Genomic DNA, 24,943 nt, shown 5'->3' on the forward strand with positions numbered 1-24,943 from the left:
GGCAAATTGCCCGTTTTTGTCATTTTGACTATATGTCTTAGCGTTTAATACTACGAGACATACCCGCAAAACGTTGTTTAAATTTATCAATACGACCACCGGTATCTACAGATTTTTGTTTACCTGTATAGAACGGGTGACACGCTGAACAAACGTCCAGATAAATTGTATCTTTACCTAATGCAGATTGTGTTTCAATCACGTTACCGCATGAGCAAGTTGCAACTAATGTTTGGTATTTTGGGTGAATATCGGCACGCATGGTCGATGACTCCTAATGAAGAAAGGCTTAAGCTGTTATCGCAATTCATCACTCTCAAAAATTGAGGAAAAGGCTAAATTTTGCAAAAGCTCAACTCAGCAGACGAACACGACAACAGACCATTTCTTTTGGCCCACCGAGACTGCAAGTGTCAGAGCAAGGCACAACAAGTGCGCATATTATAGCGAAACTTTATCAGAATAGCTAACCCTTCTCGTGTTTTATTCTTCCCGCTGTTCAGCCTGTTTTGACCATTTTGCAGCAATCACACCACAGACCATCAACTGGATCTGATGGAAAATCATAATCGGCAACACAATCATGCCAAGCGGTTGTCCGATAAATAAAATCTGAGCCATAGGAACACCACTGGCCAGTGTTTTTTTCGAACTACAGAAAAAGATGGTGACCTGATCCTCACGATTAAAGCCTAACCATTTCGGTAAATAATAGGCCAATAGCATAATAATGGTTAATAAAACCGAACAAGCCAAGGTGAGATAAAATAAGGTCCAGCCATTGACCTGATGCCACAATCCGGCAACCACAGCACTACTAAAAGCACCATAAACCACCATCAAAATACTGCCCTGATCAAATACCTTGACGACACTTGGGGCCTTACTCATCAATGGAAATACATAAGGTCTGAGGATTTGCCCCAAAATAAAAGGCACCAACAACAGTAATAAAATTTTGATAATGGAAGCGGTTGGATCAAAATCATGCTGGGTTTTACCCAAAATAAAAAAGCTCACCAGAATCGGGGTAATAAACATGCCGACGATATTGGAAAAAGAAGCACTACATACTGCACCAGCCACATTGCCCTTTGCCACCGAGGTAAAAGCAATCGAAGACTGCACCGTTGAAGGCAAAAAGCACATGAACAAAAAGCCCCAATACAGCTGTTGTCCCAGTAAAGGCAGCAAAACAGGTTTGGCCATTAAACCGATGATGGGGAAAATCGCAAAAGTAAACGCAAACACTAGCGCATGCAGTTTCCAGTGCATAATCCCCTGCACCACCGCTTCACGGGAAAGTTTCGCCCCATGTAAAAAAAATAAAATGGCAATCGCAATGGTGGTCAGTGTATTAAAAAACTGTGCAGGCTGACCACCGATCGGCAAAATGGTTGCCAGAATGACCATCAATACCAATAATATTGTAAAGCGGTCTATGGCTAATAATTTAAACATAAGGTCCCTTTGGCAAAAGCCCAGTCGAATCACAAATCTTGGCTATCATACTGAGCTTTATCTATAAAGCAAATCTACGAAAGAGATTTATTTATTTCCTTTTAGCCTATTTTTTTTAAATCCATATACGATAGATTCAAGATAGCGGTATTAATTATTTCGTGCATTCTGATCCTGTTGAATCAATTCAATTTTATAGCCATCTGGGTCTTCAACAAAAGCGATTACCGTCACACCACCTTTCATCGGCCCTGCCTCACGTACGACTTTCCCCCCACGTGCCTTGATCTCGGCACAGGCTTGATAAGCATCATCCACACCTATGGCAATATGCCCATACGCATTGCCCAAATCATAATGATCGGTATCCCAATTGTGGGTCAGCTCAAGTACAGTATGATGTTCTTCATCACCATAACCAACAAAAGCAAGGGTGAAACGGCCTTCTTCATAATCACGTTTACGCAATAATTGCATACCGAGCACTTCGGTATAGAACTTCAGAGACTGTTCCAGATTGCCTACTCGTAGCATGGTATGTAGCATTCGCATTGTACTTTTCCTAAAATTTCACATTGAACAACATCATTGCTAATATAAAGTTTTCTTGTATAAACATCAAATTGCAGGATTATTTTGTTAAATTTTGCCAATATCAACAGAATTAAAGTGGCGCGTGATTTTCAATCAACACCTCCAAAAATATAATCAAGTTAATTTTATTTGGGGATATTATTTTGACTGGTAATCATAAAGGCCTGATTAATGTATAGCTTAATCAATCGTTCGCGGGAGCCAATTGATTTCTGATAATGTGTAGAATTTAACAATAATGAAGCACCATAAGTTAATGACCATACATAAGACAAATAATCACGTATTGAAATTGAACTATTTTGCGTATTCAGATAGTCCTGCGTGATATCCTTAATCAATAAAATTCTTTCGTCCCGAATTTGATACAGTTCATTAAACAATTGATTGAGTTTTTTCTCCTTATTGGTTAAATCTTCCTCAATAATATGTAACATGATAGTTCTATTGGAATTCAACATATTAAATAACATATATTTCGAGATATATAAGCCAATACTGCTATTATATTTTTTTGATATTTCCAGTAAACGCTTTTCATTTAAAATAATCAGTTCTAAAAATAACTGATTTTTACTTTTAAAATAACGATAGATCGTGCCCTTGGCAATATCTAACTCAAATGCCAGTTCCTCCAGTGTAATTTCCTGATTATTTTCCAACAATAATTTTTCTGCCATAAATAAGATTTTTTCTTTACGGGAAAGAAAATGATCTTTAGCTTGCATATTCATTGCCAATACCTAAAAATAACATCAGGGGATAATTTCATATCCCGAATCACACCCTACAAATTTACGTAAAATCTGTATGCAATCCAAAATATGAGATGTCTTTTATCGTGAAGAGATCGAAATAATGCACTGATCAAAAAATGCATTAGATGCCTATTTAAAGTAATCCTATTAGCTTACAAAATTCAAGTCTTAATGATATTTTGAACATAATTCAATCAATCATGGTATTTTTTAGCAAATAAATACAATCATTTATCAAATTACTATACGACTAAAGTCGTTGATTAGCTTTAATTTTATTAAAAACACACCTTTTAAAATCATAGCTCCTTTTAAAAGTCAATGATTGAGAACCGACAAGTTCAGAACAAAGTGCAAAAATTCCTTTTTTGCCGGATTTATTCTATTGTTTTCGCCATTGATCGTGACCGAACTGAACTCGGCATATGTTCTACCTCCCCTTTGATCAACCGCCATTGATGCGTTGATCAATTGCAAAAGGATTTTAAAATGGCAATTTATAATGCACCTCTAGCCGACATGCACTTTATTTTGAATGATGTATTCAAAGCAGACCAATTCTGGCAAAACAATGAAAAATTAAACCATATTGATATTGCAACAGCAGATGCAATTTTAGAAGAAATGTCCAAGTTTGCCAAAAATGTGATTCTGGATTTAAACCGTAATGCCGATGAAGAAGGTGCCCATTTCAATCAGGGTACAGTCACGACACCAAAAGGCTTCAAAGAAGCATTTGCCCAATATGCCGAAGGTGGCTGGATTGGTTTGGGTGCCGATGAGGAATGGGGCGGTCAGAACATGCCGAAAATGTTGACCGTACTTGCCGATGAAATGATTTTTGCCACCAATCCTGCATTTATGCTCTACCCGCTGTTAACAGTCGGTGCAGGCATGGCACTGAATAACTGCGCCTCGCAACAGCAAAAAGAAACGTATTTGCCAAAAATGTACACTGGGGAATGGTCTGGCACCATGTGTTTAACCGAACCCCATTCTGGTACAGATTTAGGGATTATCAAAACCAAAGCAGAACCCAATGCTGATGGTTCTTATCATATCACCGGAACAAAAATCTTTATTACCAGTGGTGAGCATGATTTAAGCCAAAATATTATTCATCTGGTGCTGGCAAAAACCCCTAATGCACCCGCAGGTTCCCGGGGTATTTCGTTATTTATCGTGCCTAAATTTCTAGTCAATGAAGATGGTTCTCTGGGCGAACGTAATCCGGTGAGTGCAGGTTCAATCGAACATAAAATGGGGATTAAAGGTTCTGCAACTTGTGTTATGAACTTTGATGCTGCCAAAGGTTTTCTGGTTGGCAAAGAGAACGAAGGTCTGGCAGCCATGTTTGTGATGATGAACTATGAACGCCTTTCCATGGGAATTCAGGGCATTGGCGCATCTGAATTTGCGTATCAAAATGCTGCGCAATATGCCACAGACCGTTTACAGGGTCGTAGCGTGACAGGTGCCCAATCCCCGGAAAAACCGGCAGACAGTATTCTGGTGCATGCCGATGTACGTCGTATGTTGCTTAATGTCCGTGCCAATAATGAGGCTTCCCGTGCATTTGCAGTGTATGTTGGTCAACAACTCGACATCACCAAATTCTCAACGGATGCCGAAGCAGTGAAAAAAGCCAATGACCATGTTGCTTTATTAACGCCGATTGCCAAGGCATTTTTAACAGATATGGCATTCCAGTCTATACTTGATGCGCAAATGTGCTTTGGTGGCCATGGCTATATCCGTGAATGGGGCATAGAACAATGCATTCGTGATTTGCGTATTTCCCAAATCTATGAGGGCACCAATGGTGTGCAGGCACAGGATTTAATTGGTCGTAAAACCATTAAAAATAATGGTCAGTTTATCGCAGAATATATTGCCGAAATCCGTGACTTCAGTCATACACTTGATGCAGATTTGAACTTGCTTAAAGATAAAACTCTGGCTGCATGTAATGAGGTCGAAGCCGTAACCCAATATATTATTGAACAAGCCAAAGTTGAAGCAAATTTCTCAAATGCAGTTGCAGTAGATTATCTGCATGCGGTCGGTTTACTCAGCTTTAGTTATATGTTTGCCAAAATTGCCAATGCTGCCAAAGACCAGCACGGCGAGTTTTATCAGAACAAACTGGTACTTGCAGAATATTTTGCGACCAAATTCTTGCCAAATATCACTGCACGAATTGTAAATATTCAGGCAGGTTCAAACCTGATCATGAAGTTTTCTCAGGATTATTTTACTGCACAATCTTAAGTGATTTGCTTAAAAAAGCAGCTTTAATCATGAAACCCGAGTCTTGCCAATGGGTATAACATTATCATGGGCAATACTTGTTTTAGCCCAATAAAACAATGGAAAAATCAAAATGATCGTTATTGTGAATGCAGCACGAACTGCAATGGGAAGTTTTCAAGGGACAGTATCCGGATTGACTGCCCCAAACCTGGGTGCGGTTGCCATCAAGGCAGCCATCGAGCGGGCCAATCTTAGCCCAAATGATATTGATGAAGTGATTTTCGGCTGTGTCTTACCCGCAGGCGTTAAACAAGGCCCTGCCCGTCAAGCCATGCGGGAAGCTGGATTACCTGATTCTACCGGTGCAGTCACCATTAATAAAATTTGCGGTTCCGGTATGAAAGCCGTCATGCAGGCAGCAGACATGATCAAAGCTGGTAGTGCCAATATTGTGGTGGCTGGTGGTATGGAATCCATGAGCAATGCCCCATATCTGTTACCTAAAGCGCGTACTGGCTATCGTATGGGACATGGTGAGATCAAAGATCATATGTTCCTCGAAGGTCTGGAAGATGCCGAAACTGGTTTGTCTATGGGTGTGCTGGCACAGCAAATGGCCGATCAAAAAGGCTATAGCCGTGAACAAATGGATCAGTTTGCCATTCGTTCCCTGACTCGTGCCCAGACAGCCATTGGCGAAGGTTACTTTAAAGACGAAATTGCACCGATCACAGTCAAAACCCGTAAAGGTGAGGTGATTTTTGCACAAGATGAACAACCAGCCAAAGGCAATATCGAAAAAATCCCGACACTGAAACCTGCATTTGCCAAAGACGGCACCATTACTGCGGCAAATTCAAGTTCCATCAGTGATGGTGCATCTGCATTGGTCATCATGTCTGAAGCGCAGGCACAGCAACGTCATTTGCAACCCTTGGCAAAAGTGCTGGCCTATGCGTCCCATTCACAGCATCCGTCAGAGTTTACCATTGCGCCTGTCGGTGCAATTGAAAAAGTATTAAAACAGACTGGCTGGCAAGCAAGTGATGTGGACCTATGGGAAATCAATGAAGCCTTTGCCATGGTGACTATGGCTGCAATTGATGCCTTTGCGCTTGATGCAGAAAAAGTCAATATCAATGGTGGTGCCTGTGCATTAGGTCATCCATTAGGTTCATCAGGTTCGCGCATTATTGTCACGCTGATCCATGCCTTAAAACGCACAGGTGCTAAAAAAGGTATTGCAGCCTTATGTATCGGTGGCGGTGAAGCAACTGCCATTGCGATTGAGCTCTATTAATTCCAGCACATTAAATGATGAATACAAGCCATTGCGTATTCCTCATTTAATTTAAAAATTTTACAGACTGAAATTTTCATTTTCCTCGTTTTGTAACGTAGGGACAGGATTTTTCATGCTTCAAATCTAGGTGAGTAAACACGATGGCTACAAATCGTATTCGTTTAGCCGCTGTACAAGATAAAGTCATGCCAGTTGAACAGGCCGTACAACTGATTAAGAATGGCATGGTCGTGGGTATGAGTGGTTTTGGTGGTGCAGGCGATGCCAAAAGTGTGCCTTTGGCACTGGCAGAACACGCAAAAAATCATCCGCTTAAAATTTCCTTTGTCACAGGGGCCAGTCTGGGTAATCAGATTGATGGCAAGCTTGCCGCTGCCCATGCCCTGTCACGTCGGATGCCCTTTCAGGCAGATCCCGTATTACGTAAAGCCATTAACAGTGGCGAAGTGATGTTTATCGATCAGCATTTATCTGAAACATTAGATCAAATGCGCCATCATATGATTGCAAAACCTGATATTGCCATTATTTCTGCGGTTGCCATTACCGAAGAAGGCTATATCATTCTAACCTCATCAGTCGGTAATTCTGCGGGTTTTGTCGCTATGGCAAAACAAGTGATTGTAGAAATTGATCATACCCTGCCTGTAACGCTGGAAGGTGTGCATGATGTCTATGCGCCTGCTACCCGTCCCCATCGTGGCCCTATTCCATTGATTGAAGTAAATGATCGTATTGGTACAATTGGCATTAAAGTTGATCCAGCAAAAATCGTGGCAATTGTGGAAAATCACATTCCCGATACGCCAGCATTAATGACAGATCCTGATGCAGACACGCAAATTATTGCCAATCATTTGATTCATTTCTTTGAGCAGGAAGTTGCCGCAGGTCGCCTGCCTGAAAATCTGGGGCCATTACAATCCGGTGTGGGTTCAATTGCCAATGCGGTACTGGCTGGTTTTGAAACCTCAAACTTCAAAAATCTGGAAATGTATTCCGAAGTATTACAGGATTGTACCTTTCATCTGATTGATACGGGCAAAATGACTTTTGCTTCCGGTTGTTCATTAACAGTCAGCCCCAAATATGCAGAGCGTGTTATTGCGCATATGGATCAATACAAAGATAAAATTGTCCTGCGTCCACAAGAGATTTCCAATAACCCCGAACTGATTCGTCGGCTAGGAATCATCGCCATTAATACAGCGATTGAATTTGATATTTATGGCAATGTTAATTCAACCCATGTTAGTGGTACACGCATGATGAACGGCATTGGCGGTTCTGGTGACTTTGCCCGTAATGCACATATTTCTATTTTTGTGACCAAATCCATTGCTAAAGGTGGCGCAATTTCCTCGGTAGTACCGATGGCAAGCCATGTGGATCATACCGAACATGATGTGGATATTCTGGTCACAGAACAAGGACTGGCAGATTTACGCGGACTGGCACCACGGGAACGTGCCCGCGTCATTATCGACAATTGTGTACATCCTGATTATCAGGCAGCGCTGAATGATTATTTTGATCGGGCCTGTGCCATCGGTGGTCATACGCCACATATTTTAAGTGAAGCATTTTCGTGGCATGACAAACTGGAACGAACCGGTCATATGTAATTAAGTTAGACCGCTCAATCCAAATCAAAAGGCAGTCTTTTAAAGATTGCCTTTTTGGTCTTTTCATCCTGCACTTTATTGGGCTTCATGTTGCCGTAACAGCCTTGCTACCCAAACTACCAATATTAAAATCGGAATACCGATCAAAGTGGTCATCAAAAAGAAATTGGGATAGCCAATATTGGTCACAATCGTGCCCGAATACCCGCCCAGAATTTTTGGTGTCAAGGTCATCAAGGAACTAAAAATTGCATACTGCACTGCGGTAAAGGACACACTGGTTAAGCTAGAGAGAAAGGCAATAAATGCCGCACCCGCCAAACCCGATGCCAGATTGTCCATCACAATGGCAAGATAGAGCCATAATTTGCTATATTCTTTCACCACTTTACCAGAGATGGTATAACTAGTTTGACTGCTTTCAACCAACGGTAAAGGATCAAGCAAATTATTTAATTGATAGCTTTGAGCGTGGCTTGCTGTATCGACCTGATAATTGGTCTGGGCTTGTAGCGTCTGTGTACCTAATGCATAACGTGCACTGATCTGATGGCGATTGGCTTTCGCTAAGGTGTCACCTGGAATTGCCACACTAAAGCTGCCATTTTGATCAATTTTTGCTTCAAAATTTTGACCATCCAATACCAGTGTCAGCACACTTTTTTGCGCCAACTGTTCCGCATTTAAGCCTAAGATTTGTCCGTCCACCACCAAACTTTGGCCCAGTTCATCTTTTTGTAAGACACCGTCACCCGTTAAAGGTAAAAATTGTATTTGTACCGGTTGGTTAGGCTGTGCATGTAAATAAGGTAATTGACGACTTACCTGATAATCTTGATTCTGATAGGCAACGCTGGTGACAATTTCCTTGTCATTTATCAAAACATTGCTGGGTACTTCCACCTTCCAGAATCCGACTTCATCGGTACTGGCCTGATACTGCTGTCCACCGACGCTGACTGTCACATCTGAAGTGGCAACACCTGACTTAACCAGCCCGATAAAAATCAAATTGGTACTACTGGCAAGTATTGCACCGATAAACATCACTTTCATGATATTAAAACGTTGCGATAACAATCCACCGAGAAAACCACCAATTAAGGTAAATAACACCCCATAGATTTTGACCGCCTCGGCAATTTGCTCCTTACTAAAATTCATGTCCTGATAAAAGACATTGGAAATCACCCCGGCGATGATATCGGAGATACGGAAAAAACCAATCAGCAGTAATAATACCAGTGCCAGTTTAACCCCGTAGCGTTTAAAGAAATCTGCAATGGGTGCAACCCACGTTTCAACTGCCATTTGTTTATTGACTGCACCGGCTTTGACTAATAAGGTGCCAACTACAAAGGCAATGACGCCAGAACCTATAAAACGCACAGCTTCCAAGGCAAAAGATAAAAACGGATCGGCGACTGCAATCTGTCCAATCACCTGTCCCAGCACAATAAAGGCTGTGACGAAACTGGCAACCGCACATAAAAATACCAGCACCAGACGTAAATAATCAGATTTCTGATAATTTTTATAGACTCGGTTGACCTGTGGCTCTCTGACCAGCAATGTGGTGATCAAACCAATCACCATCACAGCTGCCATGATAAAATAGGTACTCTGCCAGGCTTCATAAATATAATTACCTTTGGCTGTCCCCAAACCAGAAGCAATAAATAAGGCGCCTGCGCCTGCCACGATCATGCCGATACGATAGCCGGCATTATAAGTTGATGCCAATACAGTCTGCATCTCGGTTTCAGCCAGTTCAATCCGGTAGGCATCAATCACAATGTCCTGCGTGGCAGAAGCAAAACCCAGCATGACTGCACCAATTGCCATTTGTACCAGAGAGCTTTGTCCCAATGCCGGATTGGACATTGCCATGACACAGATCGCACAAATAATCAGACATTGGGCAATCAATAGCCATGCCCGTCGCCGTCCCAGTTTTTTGGTCAGATACGGTACCGGGATTTCATCAATCAACGGTGCCCAGACAAATTTAAAGGAATAACCCAGCGCAGCCCAGCTAAACATGGTCACTGCACTTTTACTAATGCCTGCTTCGCCCAGCCATAAGGACAAACTGGAAAAAATCAAAAGAATGGGAATCCCTGCCGAGAAGCCTAGAAACAGCATAATGATGGCACGACGATCCAAAAATGCTGAAAATGCATTGGCCCAGTTTTTTGATTTACTGCTCATCTATGATTATTTTCCTATCAGCCGATAAAGATATCTGCAAGCAGTAATCTGTTTTTCTAACAAGTTTTTACTGACGAAGCAAACGAAGAGATGTAATCTTAGAATTACACTTGAATTAAAGCAATAAAACTGTCACCTTTATATACACTGTTTATACGACCCAATACCTCGTTTTATGGAAAATTCTGTGATTTCAAACCAAAATGCTGTCCACAATGCTATTACCGAAACACAATCTCATGCTCAGCCTTTTCAACTTGAACAAAATCAATCGAGTGCCTTAAATAATCCACACATTGGTCAGACCATTTCGAAAACCAAATTGCAAACACAACAACTGACCCATATTCCCGACCTAGAAAAAATTCCAAGTTCGACCAAACGCATTAAGCCCTTAAACAATTTTTTAGGGCAAGACCGTGCCAAGGCCTCAGTTGAAGCAGGGATTAGCCTGCCTTACTCAGGCTATAATATTTTTGCTGTCGGCACCGCAGGACTGGGTAAACGCACCATGATTAAGCGTTTACTGCAACAACATGCCAAAGAATTACCAACGCCGCCAGATTGGGTGTATGTCAATAATTTTGAAGATGCTCGTCAGCCGATCGCCCTGCAATTGACCGCAGGACAAGCACCCAAATTCCAAAAAGCCGTGCATGACATGTGGATTGCGGTTTTACAACAACTGGAACGTCGTTTTGGCGCAGAAGTGTATCAAAAGCAAATTGAAAACATTCGTGGGCAAATCAGTCAACAACAACAAAATGCCTTGATTGAACTGACACAAGAAGGCGAAACCCTGTCCCTAAAACTGGTATCCAAAAATGAAGAGCACTGTTTTGTGCCTTATGACGCCAGCACCACTGAAGCGCCTGAACTGACACAGGAAGATATTGAGGCTTTGAGTTCCAAAGAACGGATCAAAATCGCTTCCAATATGCGCTATATGGACAAAAAACTGGAGCGTCTAGGTTCCAAGCTGGGTAGTCTGGAAGATATTGCACGAGATAAAGTGGTTGATCTCAATCATGACATCGCCAAACAAGTGGTTGAACCGAAAATCAAAGCCATTTTAAATCGCTTTGAACATGTAGAAGGTCTGGAACGCTATCTGACGCTGTATGCCAAGGATATTATCAATCATGTCGAATTGATTCTGGATCGTGAAGAAGAAGATTTTAGCCCGACCACATTTAACCGTGTCCCTGCCCGTTATCAAGTCAATGTGATTACCACGCATAAACTCAATTCTGGCGCACCGGTTATTTTTGAAGATTTTCCAACCCACTACAACCTATTGGGCCATGTCGAACAGCTCACACAAATGGGCACCATCACCACCGATTTTACTTTGATCCGTTCTGGTTCATTACATCGTGCCAATGGTGGCTTTCTGATTCTGGAAGCCGAACAACTGCTGGAACATGCCTATGCGTGGCAAGGTTTAAAACGTGCTTTAAAATCGAGTCAATTAAAGCTCTCATCATTGGAACATATGCTGACCTTGACCGGCAGTATTTCCATCGAACCTCAAGCCATTCCCCTGCACGTCAAAGTGATTTTGCTGGCAGAACCACAAATTTATTATGAAATTCTGGAATATGAACCGGAACTGGGCAGTGTTTTTAAAATCCGTGCCGATTTCACCGATACCCTGACCCGTAATGAAGAAAACGAACAAGCCTATATCCATTTAATTGCCGATTATGTTCAGGCAGATAAATTATTGCCTTTTGACCGCTCTGCATTGGCAGCATTACTGACCGATTCCAGCCGTCAAGCTGAAGATCAGAAATCATTGTCTTTACATGCTTCTACGCTAGGCGATTTAATTCGGGAGTCAAATCATCATGCCGTACAACGACAAGATCAGATTGTGACTGCCGAGCATATTGGCCTTGCTTTAAAGCATCGTCAATATCGTCTGGGTTATTTGCGTGAATTATACTGGCAGGATTTATCGCGTGGCACGCAATTGATTGAAACCAAAGGTTATCGTCTGGGACAAATCAATGCCCTATCGGTGATTCATTATGCCGATGTCGAATTTGGTTTACCGTCTCGTCTGACTGCCTCGGTATATCAGGGCGGCGGTGATATTCTGGATATTGAACGCAGTGTAGAGCTGGGTGGGTCATTACATGCCAAAGGCGTGTTATTGATGGCAAGCTTCCTAAAAGCCCATTTTGGACGCACCCAAACCCTACATTTCTCTGCGGCACTGGCGTTTGAACAAAGTTATGGTGCAGTCGATGGCGATAGTGCGACCGTTGCCGAACTGTCCGCACTCATCTCTGCCATCAGCCAGATCCCGATTGATCAATCTTGGGCCATTACCGGTTCCATGAATCAATTGGGACAAGTCCAGCCGATTGGCGGCGTCAATGCCAAAATTGAAGGCTTCTTTGATGCCTGCAAATTACAGGGCTTTACCGGCAAACAAGGCGTCATCATTCCACGACAAAACATGCAGCATTTGATGTTGCGTCAGGATGTGATTGATGCAGTTGAACAGGGACAATTCCATATTCATGCCATCGATACCATTGAACAAGCACTGGAAATCTTGATGTCCCGTGCAGTAGGTACACTGGATAAAAAAGGTCGTTATAGCAAAGACTCTATTTTTGCTGCGGTAATGCAACAGCTTGAGTATTGGCAAGCCGTCGAAGATGGCGATATTGAAGAAGAGCTGAAAAAGAAAAAGAAAAAAGCCAAGAAAAAGGCCAAAAAAGCTGACAATGCCGAAGCTGAGGAAAAAATTGCAGCAGAGGTGAAGGTGAAATAATCCGTCTTTATTCGTATTATTAAAATGGCGAATTTCCTACGAAATTCGCCATTTTTATTCAAGTCCTGATTCTTTTAAGGCACAAAAGTTTTACCCAGTGAAGCTGGCAAGTTCATTTTCAATAATTTTTTATCCCGAGAAATAATCACCAATACAATAATGGTTGCGACATATGGCAAGGCTGCCAAAAATTCATTCGGAACCTTAAGGCCGAGCGCCTGTGCATGAAATTGCAGAATGGTTACCCCACCAAATAAATAAGCACCCAACATCAAACGGGTTGGTTTCCATGCAGCAAATACCACCAATGCAATGGCAATCCAGCCACGCCCTGCCACCATATTTTCAATCCACATTGGTGTATAAACTGTCGATAAAAATGCACCACCGATGCCTGCCATCAAGCCACCAAACATCACTGCACCATAACGAATTGCCAGCACATTATATCCCATGGCATGCGCACTCTCTGGCGATTCACCTACCGCTTTTAACAACAAGCCCAGACGTGTTTTTGCCAGTACCCACCAGACGATGAAAAAGGCCAGAATAGACAAATACACCACATAGTTTTGCTGGAATAAAATCGGACCAACAAATGGAATCTCTGACAATAACGGAATATCCAGACTCCCCAAACCCGGCAAAGCAGTACTGACATAGTTTTGCCCGATAAAAGCTGAAATCCCGATACCAAAAATCGTCAATGCCAGACCACAGGCCGATTGATTGGTACTTAAAGACAAGGTAAAAAAAGCAAACATCAGTGCCATGATCATACCTGCCAGTCCACCAACCAGTAAGGCACTGGCAACACTGGCTTCGTATTGTGCGGCAAAGGCAAAACCGGCAATGGCGCCGACCAGCATCATGCCTTCTACCCCCAGATTAATCACGCCAGTACGTTCGGAAACCAGTTCACCTAAACCAGCAAAAATCAGTGGTGTTGCTGCTGCCACAGTTCCTGCCAAAATTGCTGTAATATCTAAAACCATTTTGTGCGTCCTCTTACTGCTGACAACATGTTATTGACTGGCTAAAGCATCAGTTGCTTTAACTTTTTTCTTGGCAAAACGATAGCGGTTTTCAATCAGGGCATCAGATGCCAACAGGAAAAATAGCAATAAGCCCTGAAAAATCCCGGTAATTGCGACAGGCAGTTGTAATTGCATTTGTGCCATTTCGCCCCCCAGATAAATCAGTGCCATAAACAGACCAGATAACACGATGCCCAGCGGATTCAATCGCCCTAAATACGCCACGATAATGGCCGCATAACCATAACCTGGGGAAAGATTTGGATTGAGCTGACCAATCGGACCTGCCACTTCACAAATCCCGGCAACGCCCGCCATCATTCCGGAAATAATCAAACTGGTCCATACTGCATGTTTGGCAGAAAAACCCGCATATCGAGCCGCAAGAGGTGCCTGTCCGCTGACTTCCAACTTATAGGAACTCATGCTTTTTTTCACAAATATCCAGAAGATAATGACCGCAACAATGGCAATAAAGATTGAAGCGTTGACCCGTGTTCCTTCAAAAATAATCGGCAAGGTCGCACTTTCACCAAACATAATGGTTTGCGGAAAATTCATACCATCTGGATCACGCCACGGCCCATTGATCAAATACAACAAAATAAACATCGCCACATAATTCAGCATCAATGTGGTCAGGGTTTCTTCGGCATTAAAATGAGTTTTTAAAATTGCCGGAATACCGCCCCAGATTGCACCACCCAATGCCCCCATGATGATCATCAAGGGTAGAATCCAGAAACCGACCTGATTCTGAAATAAAATGGCTACACCACCACCAAAGATTGCGCCCATGATGAGCTGACCTTCGGCACCGATGTTAAATAACTTGGCACGAAAGCCAACTGCCAGTCCCAAAGCAATTAAAATCAATGGACTGGCTTTAATCACCAGCTCACTCCAACCATAGGATGTGGTAATCGGCTCAATAAAAAAAACATACAATGCCTGTAGCGGATCAACACCCAACAGCATGAATAAAATACTGCCTACAATCAACATTGCCAGTAATGCAACAACTGGAGAGAGCCACTTCATTAAGCGAGAAGGATGTTCTCGAGGTTCTAATAAATGCATTTTGTCACCTAGTTCTAGTCAACACTTCTCATCACACATGTGCTGATGGGGCTTGGGGATCTTTCTTTTCCGTATGCTGTTCACGATGAATGCCGGACATTAACAAACCAATTTGTTCGGCATTGGTTTCCCGTGTCACAATGGATTGCGATAATTCACCACTGGCAAGTACACAAATACGGTCACTGATTTCAAACAGTTCTTCTAGTTCTTCCGAAATCACCAGAATAGCAACACCCTGTCGGGACAAATCAATTAAGGTCTGACGGATAAACATGGAAGCACCGACATCAACGCCCCAAGTTGGCTGCGAAACAATTAAAAATTTTGGATGTTGCAGAATTTCCCGTCCCACAATAAATTTTTGTAAATTACCACCAGACAAGGAACGGGCTTCGGCATCTGCGCCACTAGCTTTGACACTGAATTTGGCAATACATTGCTCGGCAAATTGCCGGGTTTTGGCAAAATCAATCAGTCCTAATTTGGTCAAACCATGCCGAAATGCAGTCAGTAAGGCATTTTGTGACAAGCTCATATTCGGCACAGCACCACGTCCCAAACGCTCTTCCGGAACAAAGCCCAGACCCAGATTACGGCGTTCGCCCGCTTTCAAATTGCTGATATCACGACCTTGCAGACTAATCTTGCCGGTCTTGCCCGTGGTTTCACCTGAAAGTAAAGACAACAATTCGGCCTGACCATTGCCGGAAATCCCGGCAATACCAATAATCTCACCGGTTTTAACTTCGAGATTGATGTCCTTAAGTGAAACACCAAACGGATCATCCGAGAGATAATCAAGATGTTCTACCTGAAATAATGCGGTTTGTTCACCAGCATAATCGCTACGCACATAGGTCGGTAATTCCCGTCCAATCATTAGCCGAGCCAAATCACTGGTACTTTGTTCACGCGGATCGACATTCCCTGTGACTCGGCCATTACGCAAAATTGTGGCCTCGTCACACAGATCTTTAATTTCATGTAATTTATGACTGATATACAGAATAGAAACACCCTGTGCCGACAGTTGACGCAAGGTTTTAAATAATTGCTGTACCGCCTGCGGGGTCAACACTGAGGTCGGTTCGTCCAGAATAATCAGGGATGGACTCTGTAATAAACAGCGGATAATCTCAACCCGTTGCCGTTCTCCCACGGACAAGGAATAGACTTCCCGACGTGGATCCACCGGCAAGCCATATTGTTCGGATACTTCGATAATTTTTTTGCTTAATTCGGCAAGGTCAATTTTGTCGTCCAGACCGAGTGAAATATTTTCAACCACCGTCAGGGTTTCAAATAAAGAAAAATGCTGATAAACCATGCCAATGCCAAGCTTTCTTGCCATTGCCGGGCTATCAATCCGGACTTCCTTGCCATTCCATACAATTTGACCGGTATCCGCTTTGGTCGCACCATAAATGATTTTCATGAGCGTGCTTTTGCCAGCCCCGTTCTCACCTAAAATGGCGTGAATCTGACCCGGTTTGACTTTTAAATTTATACTGTCATTGGCTTTAAGCGAATTATAGCTTTTGCTGATATTGATCAATTCCAGACGAGGAATTGACGTCGGTGCAACAGGTTTATCCGCCGATGTTGTATTTAATAAATCTTCAGATACATTCATCATTCATGCTCTATTATATGGCCACGTCTAGCATCATCTACACGCAAATGAAAATTTAAGGTGCTAACTCGTAAGCCACCACCCGGATTCACTTTTTTGATTCATTATTTGGGTAAAGAACCTTCTACGCCTTTAACGTAATAGTTCATTTTACTTAAAGTGGCATCAGTCAAATATTTACCCTGTGCAACCACAAGACCGCCAGCCTGATTGTAAATTGGTCCAGTAAATGGATGGAATTTGCCACTTTGAATGGCATCACGCACCGCCAGTGCTTTGGCTTTTGCTGGTGCAGAAACACCCGGGCCAAAGCTTTCAATATTAACTGCGCCCTGACGCACGCCATACCAGATAGCACTTGGTTTCCAAGTTTTATTCGCCACTTGAGTCATGACCGGTGTATAAATTTTTTCCCAGTGTAAAACCGATGCAGCCAAATGTGCCTTGGCACCGAATTTACTCATGTCGGAATCCCAACCAAAAGCAAATTTACCCTTTTGTTCAGCGGCCTGTACCACAGCCGGAGAGTCAGTGTTTTGCATAAGTACATCGGCACCCTGCGACATCAGTGCCAAAGCAGCATCACGCTCTTTGCCTGGGTTAAACCATGAATTTACCCAGATCACTTTGGTTTTGATTTTGGGATTAACACTTTGCGCACCCAGCGTATAGGCATTGATATTACGTACCACTTCCGGAATTGGGAAAGACGCCACAACCCCAAGTACATTGCTTGTGGTTTTTTGACCTGCAACCACGCCGAGCATATAGGCACCTTCATAGGTTCTGACATCATAGACACCCAGATTTTTTGATGTTTTATAGCCAGTTGCATGCATGAACACGACATTTGGGAATTGTTTTGCCACTTTTTCCATGGCATTCATATAACCAAACGAAGTGGCAAAAATGACTTTATTGCCTTGTTGAGCAAGCTGCCGAATCACACGTTCGGCATCGGCAGTTTCCGGTACATTTTCAATATAAGAGGTCTTGAATTTACCGCCTAATTGTTTCTCTGCCTTAATTCGCCCCTGATCGTGAGAATATGTCCAGCCATGGTCACTGGTTGGTCCGATATAGACAAATGCAGCTTTATCCACTGCATGTGCCTGCCCCAGACCCAAAAATCCTACAGTACCTGATGCAATTAATATTCCGGCTATTTTTTTTAATCCGGTTTTAAGCTGGCGAATATGTTGCATTTAATTTCTCCAAAATACATGTCATTACAAAATATTTATGGTTTTAGCCAAAATTAAATATTTCCAGCATAAAACGATATATAAATATTCCCACTTTAACCATTACTGCAATAACTGTTCCAACTTTTATTTTTTATTTAAAATAATTTAAAAATATATTAAAAAAACATCCAAGTGAGATTAATTCCAACTTGGACAGGGATAAAAATTTATTAATGTATAATTTTAGTGCATCAATTTTTTAATTATTATTTTTAATGTTTCATTTTAACGCACTTGCCAAAAGTCCATTTGCATTTTTGCGGTTTCTTCTTCTACTTCAGGTACGGGACCAATCAAATCGACATCTTTTTGGCAATGTTCAAACACATATTTTGAATCAACACTCATGGTCGGATTTTCGGCATGGTTTCCTGTACATTCCAGTAAGCGTTTCTCTGTCATACCATACACCACACGACCAATATTGGCCCAATAGATGGTGCCAGAACACATACAGCAAGGCTCCACCGCAGTATACAAGGTACATTGCCATAAATAATCTGCTGGATAATTGCTTGCAGCCACCCGTGCCAATGTTGATTCTGCATGATTAACGGTGTCAATATTGCATTGTGTTAGCAGAACTGTTTCATGATCAGGTGCCACCAAAACTGCACCAAAAGGGTGATGTCCTAATGAAGTTGCACGATGACCAACCTCATTGGACAGACGTAGGAAACGAATAATTTGGGTTTGGCTAGGACGACTCATAATTTTACTCGCTTAAAACAGGATCAGTTTAAAATATTCTTATTATAAATAGCATATAATTTTATTTATTCGCAATATAAATAAATATTAAGTTTTTCTCTTATTTTTAGAGATAAAACATCACGATTAAAATAGAATACACATATTTTAATTGATTAAAAAACACCTAATCCATTAATATCTGGATTAGGCATACTACTTCAATTCATTTACTCTTCAAAATTTGGGGAGAAAAGAATAAATGGCGAAGTCTAAATTTAAACAATATACCGTTTGCTTAAACCCCACTCAGCCAGAATACGGCGATACGTTGTTGAAGAGCGATCTGCCTCAAAATGGGCTTCCATACTGATGTCCAGTGGTAATTCTTCCGGTTTTTGACTTTCCACCAGGTCCTGATCTTCGGCAAAAATTTGTGCGTTAAAATCATAAACCGCTTGTAGATCACCGGTGGTATCAAAGTTACGGGTCAGTGGCACAAATAAACGGGTTTTATTGTGCGATATTGGACAGCAGGCATTTAAAATTTTCAAAATACCGTCTTGCGGAAAATGAACCGTGAGTATTGCGGAAAATGGCGGATAAACATCAAACACCCGTTTCCATAAAAAATCTGCCGGGGCAAGATGTTGCAAACCATGCGGATAATTACTGACATTGCTGACATATTCGGTATGTAAACCATAGGCTGTACGTTCAGTCGAATATTTCGGTACCACAGGATTTTCACGATCGGCAAAAGCATGATGATGAACCCAAGCAAAATGCGCCACATCAATAAAGCCTTCTAGTTGGCGACCACTGGAACCACCAATATCGACAAAAGGCGGCAAAATCGCTTGATGACCTTCAGTTTCCCATGTATCCAGATCCGGAAAATTTGCAGTGGCAGGATTACGACTTTGAATACTAGTCCAAATCAGGCCATATTTTAGCACCACCGGAAATTTGGTCAGGGAAAAACGATCAGAAATTTTGGTCAGTTCCGGTTGAGCCGGAATTTTTGTACACTTCCCTTCCGAGTTATAGTGCAAGCCATGATAAGGGCAGACAATCTCCTCACCTTCCACCCAACCTTTGGTCAAAGGCACACCACGATGCGGACAAATATCACGGACCAGATGAATATCACCACTTTCAGTTTGATACAATGCCATTTTGACATCGAGTAAGGTAACCTGCTGCGGTGTGGTGCTAACGTCTTCAATGCGCGCAACTGGATACCAATGCAAAGATAAAATCTCCCAGTCACTGGCATCAAATTCACTATAACAGGGTTTATTGACTAAATTTGTTACTGGGATTGCGTTCATACGCGCCTCGTATTTCATTCAGAATATTGTTTTTTAAAACTCTGTATAATTTGATACAGCTTTTGCATTCTGTCTATTATAATATTTTATACCTTTCATTCTATTTTTTAGAACACCACCCTGTTTAGAAGCCAATTATGACGATTGCATTTTCCCGATTTTCCGAATATTTTCTGATGGTGGCGAAAAACGAAAGCTTCCGTAAAGCTGCTGATCACCTGCATATTTCAGTTTCTGCGGTACATCGACAAATTGTACTGGCCGAAGAAGAGCTAGGTGTGCAATTATTTGAACGGATTCCAAATGGCTTAAAATTAACGTTGGCAGGCGAATTGTTATATGCCGATATTTTACGCTGGCAAAAAGATTTCAAACAGACCCGTACCCGTTTTGATGAAATTCAGGGCTTAAAGCGTGGTTCGATTGAGTTTGGTTTGATTACTGCATTGAGTGAAGGTTTTATCGTGGAATGTATTGCGGAAATTAACGAGAAATTTCCGTGGATTAATTTTCAGATTCAAATTCATGATAGTGAACGCATTGCTGCCAAAATTGTCAATACCGAAATTGATTTTGGTTTAATTTTAGATCCTTTACAGCATTCTCATCTGGATGTGATTTCATTTATGGAAATTCCCCTTGGTTTTGTTGTGTCGCCCGAGCATCCACTGGCACAGCGTGACAAAATTCAGCTTTCCGAAACCATTGATTATCACCATATCATTGCCGATGCTCCCTTGGTGATTCATGATCGAGTCACGTCCATCTATAAACGACATCAATTTGTACCGCAAAGGCAAACACAATGTAATGACATCAGGCTAATCTGTTCATTACTGCAAAAAAACTTTGGTATTGCAATCATGTGCTATCTTGATGCCTATACCCTGCTGCAACAAAAGAAATTAAAATTTATTCCCATTCAGGAAAAAGGTGTGCAACCTTTGACACTGGCTTTATGTACGGCACCCAAACGTCAAGTATCTAGAGCCGCACAGATCATGATGAACCAAATCATTGAAAGAATGGAACAGCTTAAAACTTCAAAATTTATTTAAATAACCAGTTAAATCCAGTTGATGCTTTATTCGGCCAACTCTGATGCAGAAATGATATGGACACCAGGTTTAGCCTCAACCACACTCTTTAACAGTGCTTTTGCAATATTTTGAGCAGGACTTGGCTGTAAAACCTTTGGTAAAATGGGCTTAATTTTTTCCAGTATATTGAGTGTCCATTGTTCTGCCGGACGTGATTCCTGACGTTCCCCTGCAATAATACCGGGACGCACCAAGGTCAAGGATTCAAAGTTTAAATCCGTCAGTGCTTGTTCCAATTCACCTTTGACCTTACTATAAAATATTGGTGAGTTGGCACTGGCACCCATGGCAGAATTCAGGGCAAAACTTTTCGCCCCATGTTGCTGGGCTTTTTTGGCAAAAATTAGCGGATAATCATAATCGACATGACGAAATGCCGCTTTGGAACCCGCTTTTTTCATGGTACTACCCAAAGCACTGATGACCGCATCGACCTGCCAGAAAGCATCGTCTTCTGGCAAATACTCAAAATCCACCTCAACCACTTGTAGTTTTTCATAATCCAATGCAAGCGGCTTTCTCACAGGCACAATAATCTGGCTAATGGTTGGGTTCAATAAGGCTTGCTGTAATACATATTCACCGACCAAACCAGTGGCACCAAGTATCATCAGTTTCATGTTTTTATCCTTATATTATTTCTGTGAATATTACCCTAACACAATTCAGATCTGATCTGTGATGTCTTTGCTTAATGACAACATACTTTGACTAAAAGCCCTCCAGCACAATTTTACCTTTTACCCGCCCTTGTTCCAGTAAAGCATGCACAGCTTTCAGATTGGCTGCATTAATTGTTCCGTAAATCTCAGTGACTGTAGTTTGTATCACGCCCTGATCCACCAGCTCGGCAAGCGATTGCAACAAATCGCCCTGTTTTTGTATATCAGGCGTGGTAAATAAAGATCGGGTGAACATCATTTCCCAATGGACGGAGATAGATTTACGCTTTAATACATTAATATCAAAACTATCCGGATCATCAATCACGCCCAAACGACCTTGCGGTGCAATCAATTCGGCAATTTGTGGTAAATATTGCTGGCTATGGCTGGTGGAAAAAATAAATTGCGGTGCATCAAGACCCAGTTGCTTAATTTGTTCAGGCATGGCGTGTTGATGATTAATCACAAAATCCGCACCGAGTTGTTTTACCCATGCTTCTGTTTCAGGTCGAGATGCTGTGGCAATAATTTTTAAATTGGTTTTGGCTTTTAATAACTGGATTGCAATCGAACCCACCCCACCAGCTGCGCCAATAATTAAAATACTTGGCTTATTTTGGTCATGGCTTGGATCATTATTTTGGTAAATAGGTGATTGTACCTGTAAACGCTCAAATAGCATTTCCCATGCAGTAATCGCCGTTAAGGGTAATGCCGCACTATGTGCAAAATTCAGACTTTTAGGTTTGTGCGCCACAATACGTTCATCAACTGCCTGTAATTGTGCATTACTGCCCTGCCGATTAATCGCCCCTGCGTACCAGACCTCATCACCGACTTTAAAATTTTGTACTTGATCGCCTACAGCCCGAACAACCCCTGCTGCATCCCAACCTAAAATTTTCCATTGTCCTGCATCTGCTGCAACATTCTGTCTGATTTTATAATCTACCGGATTCACAGAAATGGCTTTTACTTCTACCAATAAATCTCGGGGCTGAACAATAGGTTCAGCAAGTTCAATATCAATTAAAGCATCATCACGCTCAATCGAACCATTTTGTTGATAGGCAACTGCTTTCATGGTCATATACTCCTGTTGAGAATATTGATAGCCTACACTACTATTACAATCAGATTATACAGACAACTTTCATACATAGTGTCAAAAAGGATACCATTATGTCCAAACTTAAACATTCACGTTTTGATTGTGTTCCTGGCTGTTCTGTCGAAGCAGCCATTGGCCTGATTGATGGAAAATGGAAGTGCATTATTCTCTGGCATTTACTTGAGAAACAAATCCTGCGCTTTAACCAACTCAAAAAGCATATTCCCAACGTGACCCAGCGTATGTTGACCAATCAACTTAGAGAACTAGAACAAGATGGACTGATTATTCGTACCGTATATCCGCAAGTCCCACCCAAAGTCGAATATCAACTGTCACAATTAGGCCAGACATTAACGCCAATTTTAATCGCACTAAAAAATTGGGGAGATACACATATCAGCCTGTATGGGAAGCCTATAGAACTAGAATCCAATTTGCCTTTAAAAGAAATCACTTATCCTTTTGTTTTATCCTTATCATCATAAGGTAAAGTGTTGTAAAGACGTGTACTGACAGTAATCTTGCTTATCATCGGTTTATAAATCTTCATCCAAAACCCGTAATTCTTCATAAGCCAACATGACATGCTGCTGAAATGCGGCACGTTGAGTTAGCGATTGATAATATCGCCAGAGTGCAGGTCGGGTTTTACGAACAATCGGAATGTCAAAATAACGAAATAGAACATGACCAAACTGAATATCCGCCAATGTAAAAAATTCACCGGCAAGAAAAGGATGTTGTGTTAACTGTATTTCTGCAATATCGAGGAAATGATCCAAAGCAGTGATAGCCTGTTGTATGGCAATTGGATCACGTTTGGATGGTGCAGTCCGTATAACACGCCAAAATACAGGTCCGGTAAAATTCAAGGCGATATTCAATTTCGACCATTCTGCCCATTTATCGATTTGAGCACGAGCTTGGCTGGCTTTAGGCCAGAATGTATCGCTGCCATACTGATCCGCTAGATAACGCACTATTGCGCCCGTTTCCCATAATGGCGCCGCATCACCATCTTGTAACACAGGTACTGTGCCATTCGGATTCATTGCCAGAAATTCATAACGATCATTTCCGCCATAGCGATGCCCAACATTATGGCGGATATAAGTCAAATTCAATTCTGCAACGCACCACATCAAGGCCTGTACATTTGATGACGTTTGTCTTCCCCATATTTCAAGTTGTGCCATTTTTGTCTACTTGTCCGATAAATTGGTCATCAATTTTGCTTAATCCTACAATATATAAGCATAACAAAATCCAGAGCCGTCCCAATTGAATTATGCTGCAATACTTATGATTTTATTTAAAAGGATCATGATGGTATCCGCTAGATCAAAGCGTGATCTATAATAAGTTTTTCCCATGATTAACATGATGAAAAAAAACATGATACCCGTTCAAAAAAACCATTCATCATCGTATGATAGATAAACAAGAACGGTAAATAATTTTTTGATACCACTTCATATCCACGAGGATTAAACATGAATAAAATATTGATTGTGTTAGGTTTGGCTGCAACAGTTGCAATGGTGGGCTGTGCTAAAAAAGATGAAGCCGCTGTAGAAGCAAAAACAGATCAAGTTGAGCAACATGTAGACCATGATGCACAGGAAGCCGAAGTTAAACTGGATGAAGCAAAAACTGATGCTAAAGCTGCTGCCGATCATGCTGCCAATAAAGTAGAACAGGCTGGCGAAGCAACTGCGGATGCAACTAAACAGGCCGCAGAATCAACTAAACAAGCGGCTAAAAATGCTGCGGATGCGACTGCAACAGCTGCTAAAGATGCTACAGCAAAAGTTGCAGGTGTAATTGAGAAAACTGCTGGAGATGTTAAAGAAGCTGCTCAAAACTAATTTTTAAACGAACAATATCAAGCCATGCATAAATTACATGGCTTTTTTATTTTGGTTTTAAAACTTTAACTTAATTTATTGACCTGTCCCATCCTAAATAAAGTTGACACTTTTCATTCTTAAATTATGGAGAGTGTTATGACTACACCACTTAAACGAACACAGCGAGATTATAGTCT

21 protein-coding genes are annotated in these 24,943 nt (G+C 41.7%); 7 read left to right on the plus strand and 14 right to left on the minus strand.

The window, feature by feature from the left end:
• Positions 1-37 precede the first annotated feature (37 nt).
• The 4 genes from rpmE to CRO21_RS16545 form a co-directional block, all read right to left on the minus strand.
• Positions 38-262, minus strand: a complete 225-nt coding sequence (gene rpmE / locus CRO21_RS16530) for a 50S ribosomal protein L31 (RefSeq protein WP_087618716.1) — start codon at positions 260-262, stop codon at positions 38-40.
• A gap of 221 nt (positions 263-483) precedes the next feature.
• Complete coding sequence (locus tag CRO21_RS16535) at positions 484-1,461, minus strand: bile acid:sodium symporter family protein (protein WP_097080413.1); 978 nt, start codon at positions 1,459-1,461, stop codon at positions 484-486.
• A gap of 150 nt (positions 1,462-1,611) precedes the next feature.
• Positions 1,612-2,013, minus strand: a complete 402-nt coding sequence (gloA, locus tag CRO21_RS16540; protein WP_087618718.1) for a lactoylglutathione lyase — start codon at positions 2,011-2,013, stop codon at positions 1,612-1,614.
• 167 nt (positions 2,014-2,180) lie between these two features.
• Entirely contained in the window at positions 2,181-2,789 is a 609-nt protein-coding gene (locus tag CRO21_RS16545; protein ID WP_087618719.1) for a TetR/AcrR family transcriptional regulator, read from the minus strand.
• Between the two features lie 513 nt (positions 2,790-3,302).
• Between CRO21_RS16545 and CRO21_RS16550 the strand changes: the two genes are divergently transcribed.
• The 3 genes from CRO21_RS16550 (at position 3,303) to CRO21_RS16560 (ending at position 7,994) form a co-directional block, all read left to right on the plus strand.
• On the plus strand, positions 3,303-5,084 hold the full coding sequence (locus CRO21_RS16550) for an acyl-CoA dehydrogenase C-terminal domain-containing protein (protein WP_097080414.1): 1,782 nt from the start codon (positions 3,303-3,305) through the stop codon (positions 5,082-5,084).
• 112 nt (positions 5,085-5,196) lie between these two features.
• Complete coding sequence (locus CRO21_RS16555; protein WP_378234977.1) at positions 5,197-6,366, plus strand: thiolase family protein; 1,170 nt, start codon at positions 5,197-5,199, stop codon at positions 6,364-6,366.
• A 143-nt stretch (positions 6,367-6,509) separates the two neighbouring features.
• Complete coding sequence (locus CRO21_RS16560; RefSeq protein WP_097080416.1) at positions 6,510-7,994, plus strand: acetyl-CoA hydrolase/transferase family protein; 1,485 nt, start codon at positions 6,510-6,512, stop codon at positions 7,992-7,994.
• Positions 7,995-8,069: 75 nt separating this feature from the next.
• On the opposite strand, the gene CRO21_RS16565 is transcribed toward CRO21_RS16560, so the two are convergent.
• The gene (locus CRO21_RS16565; protein ID WP_097080417.1) at positions 8,070-10,205 is read right to left on the minus strand and encodes an AmpG family muropeptide MFS transporter; all 2,136 of its coding nucleotides are present in this window, start codon (positions 10,203-10,205) and stop codon (positions 8,070-8,072) included.
• Positions 10,206-10,380: 175 nt separating this feature from the next.
• Here CRO21_RS16565 and CRO21_RS16570 point away from each other — a divergent pair, with 175 nt between their 5' ends.
• Positions 10,381-12,993 (plus strand): Lon protease family protein, encoded by a 2,613-nt coding sequence (locus tag CRO21_RS16570; protein WP_097080418.1) that lies wholly within the window; start codon positions 10,381-10,383, stop codon positions 12,991-12,993.
• A gap of 74 nt (positions 12,994-13,067) precedes the next feature.
• Here CRO21_RS16570 and CRO21_RS16575 read toward each other — a convergent pair whose 3' ends face one another.
• The 6 genes from CRO21_RS16575 to CRO21_RS16600 all read right to left on the minus strand — a co-directional run bounded on the left by CRO21_RS16575 (position 13,068) and on the right by CRO21_RS16600 (position 20,017).
• Complete coding sequence (locus tag CRO21_RS16575; RefSeq protein ID WP_097080419.1) at positions 13,068-13,988, minus strand: ABC transporter permease; 921 nt, start codon at positions 13,986-13,988, stop codon at positions 13,068-13,070.
• A gap of 30 nt (positions 13,989-14,018) precedes the next feature.
• Positions 14,019-15,110, minus strand: coding sequence for an ABC transporter permease (locus CRO21_RS16580; protein WP_097080420.1), 1,092 nt, complete (start codon positions 15,108-15,110; stop codon positions 14,019-14,021).
• A gap of 31 nt (positions 15,111-15,141) precedes the next feature.
• On the minus strand, positions 15,142-16,746 hold the full coding sequence (locus tag CRO21_RS16585; RefSeq protein WP_097080421.1) for an ABC transporter ATP-binding protein: 1,605 nt from the start codon (positions 16,744-16,746) through the stop codon (positions 15,142-15,144).
• 104 nt (positions 16,747-16,850) lie between these two features.
• A complete protein-coding gene (locus CRO21_RS16590) occupies positions 16,851-17,951 on the minus strand; it encodes a BMP family ABC transporter substrate-binding protein (RefSeq protein WP_097080422.1) in 1,101 nt (366 codons plus the stop codon).
• A gap of 267 nt (positions 17,952-18,218) precedes the next feature.
• Complete coding sequence (locus CRO21_RS16595) at positions 18,219-18,704, minus strand: nucleoside deaminase (RefSeq protein ID WP_097080423.1); 486 nt, start codon at positions 18,702-18,704, stop codon at positions 18,219-18,221.
• A gap of 257 nt (positions 18,705-18,961) precedes the next feature.
• Entirely contained in the window at positions 18,962-20,017 is a 1,056-nt protein-coding gene (locus CRO21_RS16600) for an aromatic ring-hydroxylating oxygenase subunit alpha (protein WP_097080424.1), read from the minus strand.
• Between the two features lie 137 nt (positions 20,018-20,154).
• Here CRO21_RS16600 and CRO21_RS16605 point away from each other — a divergent pair, with 137 nt between their 5' ends.
• Positions 20,155-21,075, plus strand: a complete 921-nt coding sequence (locus tag CRO21_RS16605) for a LysR family transcriptional regulator (protein WP_097080425.1) — start codon at positions 20,155-20,157, stop codon at positions 21,073-21,075.
• 26 nt (positions 21,076-21,101) lie between these two features.
• On the opposite strand, the gene CRO21_RS16610 is transcribed toward CRO21_RS16605, so the two are convergent.
• Together CRO21_RS16610 and CRO21_RS16615 are read right to left on the minus strand one after the other, a co-directional pair.
• On the minus strand, positions 21,102-21,737 hold the full coding sequence (locus CRO21_RS16610) for an NAD(P)H-binding protein (protein WP_097080426.1): 636 nt from the start codon (positions 21,735-21,737) through the stop codon (positions 21,102-21,104).
• A gap of 91 nt (positions 21,738-21,828) precedes the next feature.
• On the minus strand, positions 21,829-22,866 hold the full coding sequence (locus CRO21_RS16615) for a zinc-binding alcohol dehydrogenase family protein (RefSeq protein ID WP_097080427.1): 1,038 nt from the start codon (positions 22,864-22,866) through the stop codon (positions 21,829-21,831).
• A 98-nt stretch (positions 22,867-22,964) separates the two neighbouring features.
• Between CRO21_RS16615 and CRO21_RS16620 the strand changes: the two genes are divergently transcribed.
• Positions 22,965-23,381: a winged helix-turn-helix transcriptional regulator gene (locus CRO21_RS16620; protein ID WP_097080428.1), complete on the plus strand. Its 417-nt coding sequence runs from the start codon at positions 22,965-22,967 to the stop codon at positions 23,379-23,381.
• A gap of 51 nt (positions 23,382-23,432) precedes the next feature.
• On the opposite strand, the gene CRO21_RS16625 is transcribed toward CRO21_RS16620, so the two are convergent.
• Entirely contained in the window at positions 23,433-24,092 is a 660-nt protein-coding gene (locus tag CRO21_RS16625) for a glutathione S-transferase family protein (RefSeq protein WP_097080429.1), read from the minus strand.
• A gap of 297 nt (positions 24,093-24,389) precedes the next feature.
• Here CRO21_RS16625 and CRO21_RS16630 point away from each other — a divergent pair, with 297 nt between their 5' ends.
• Positions 24,390-24,764 (plus strand): hypothetical protein, encoded by a 375-nt coding sequence (locus CRO21_RS16630; RefSeq protein ID WP_097080430.1) that lies wholly within the window; start codon positions 24,390-24,392, stop codon positions 24,762-24,764.
• Positions 24,765-24,943 lie beyond the last annotated feature (179 nt).

Source organism: Acinetobacter puyangensis, assembly GCF_900096995.1.
Taxonomy (GTDB): domain Bacteria; phylum Pseudomonadota; class Gammaproteobacteria; order Pseudomonadales; family Moraxellaceae; genus Acinetobacter; species Acinetobacter puyangensis.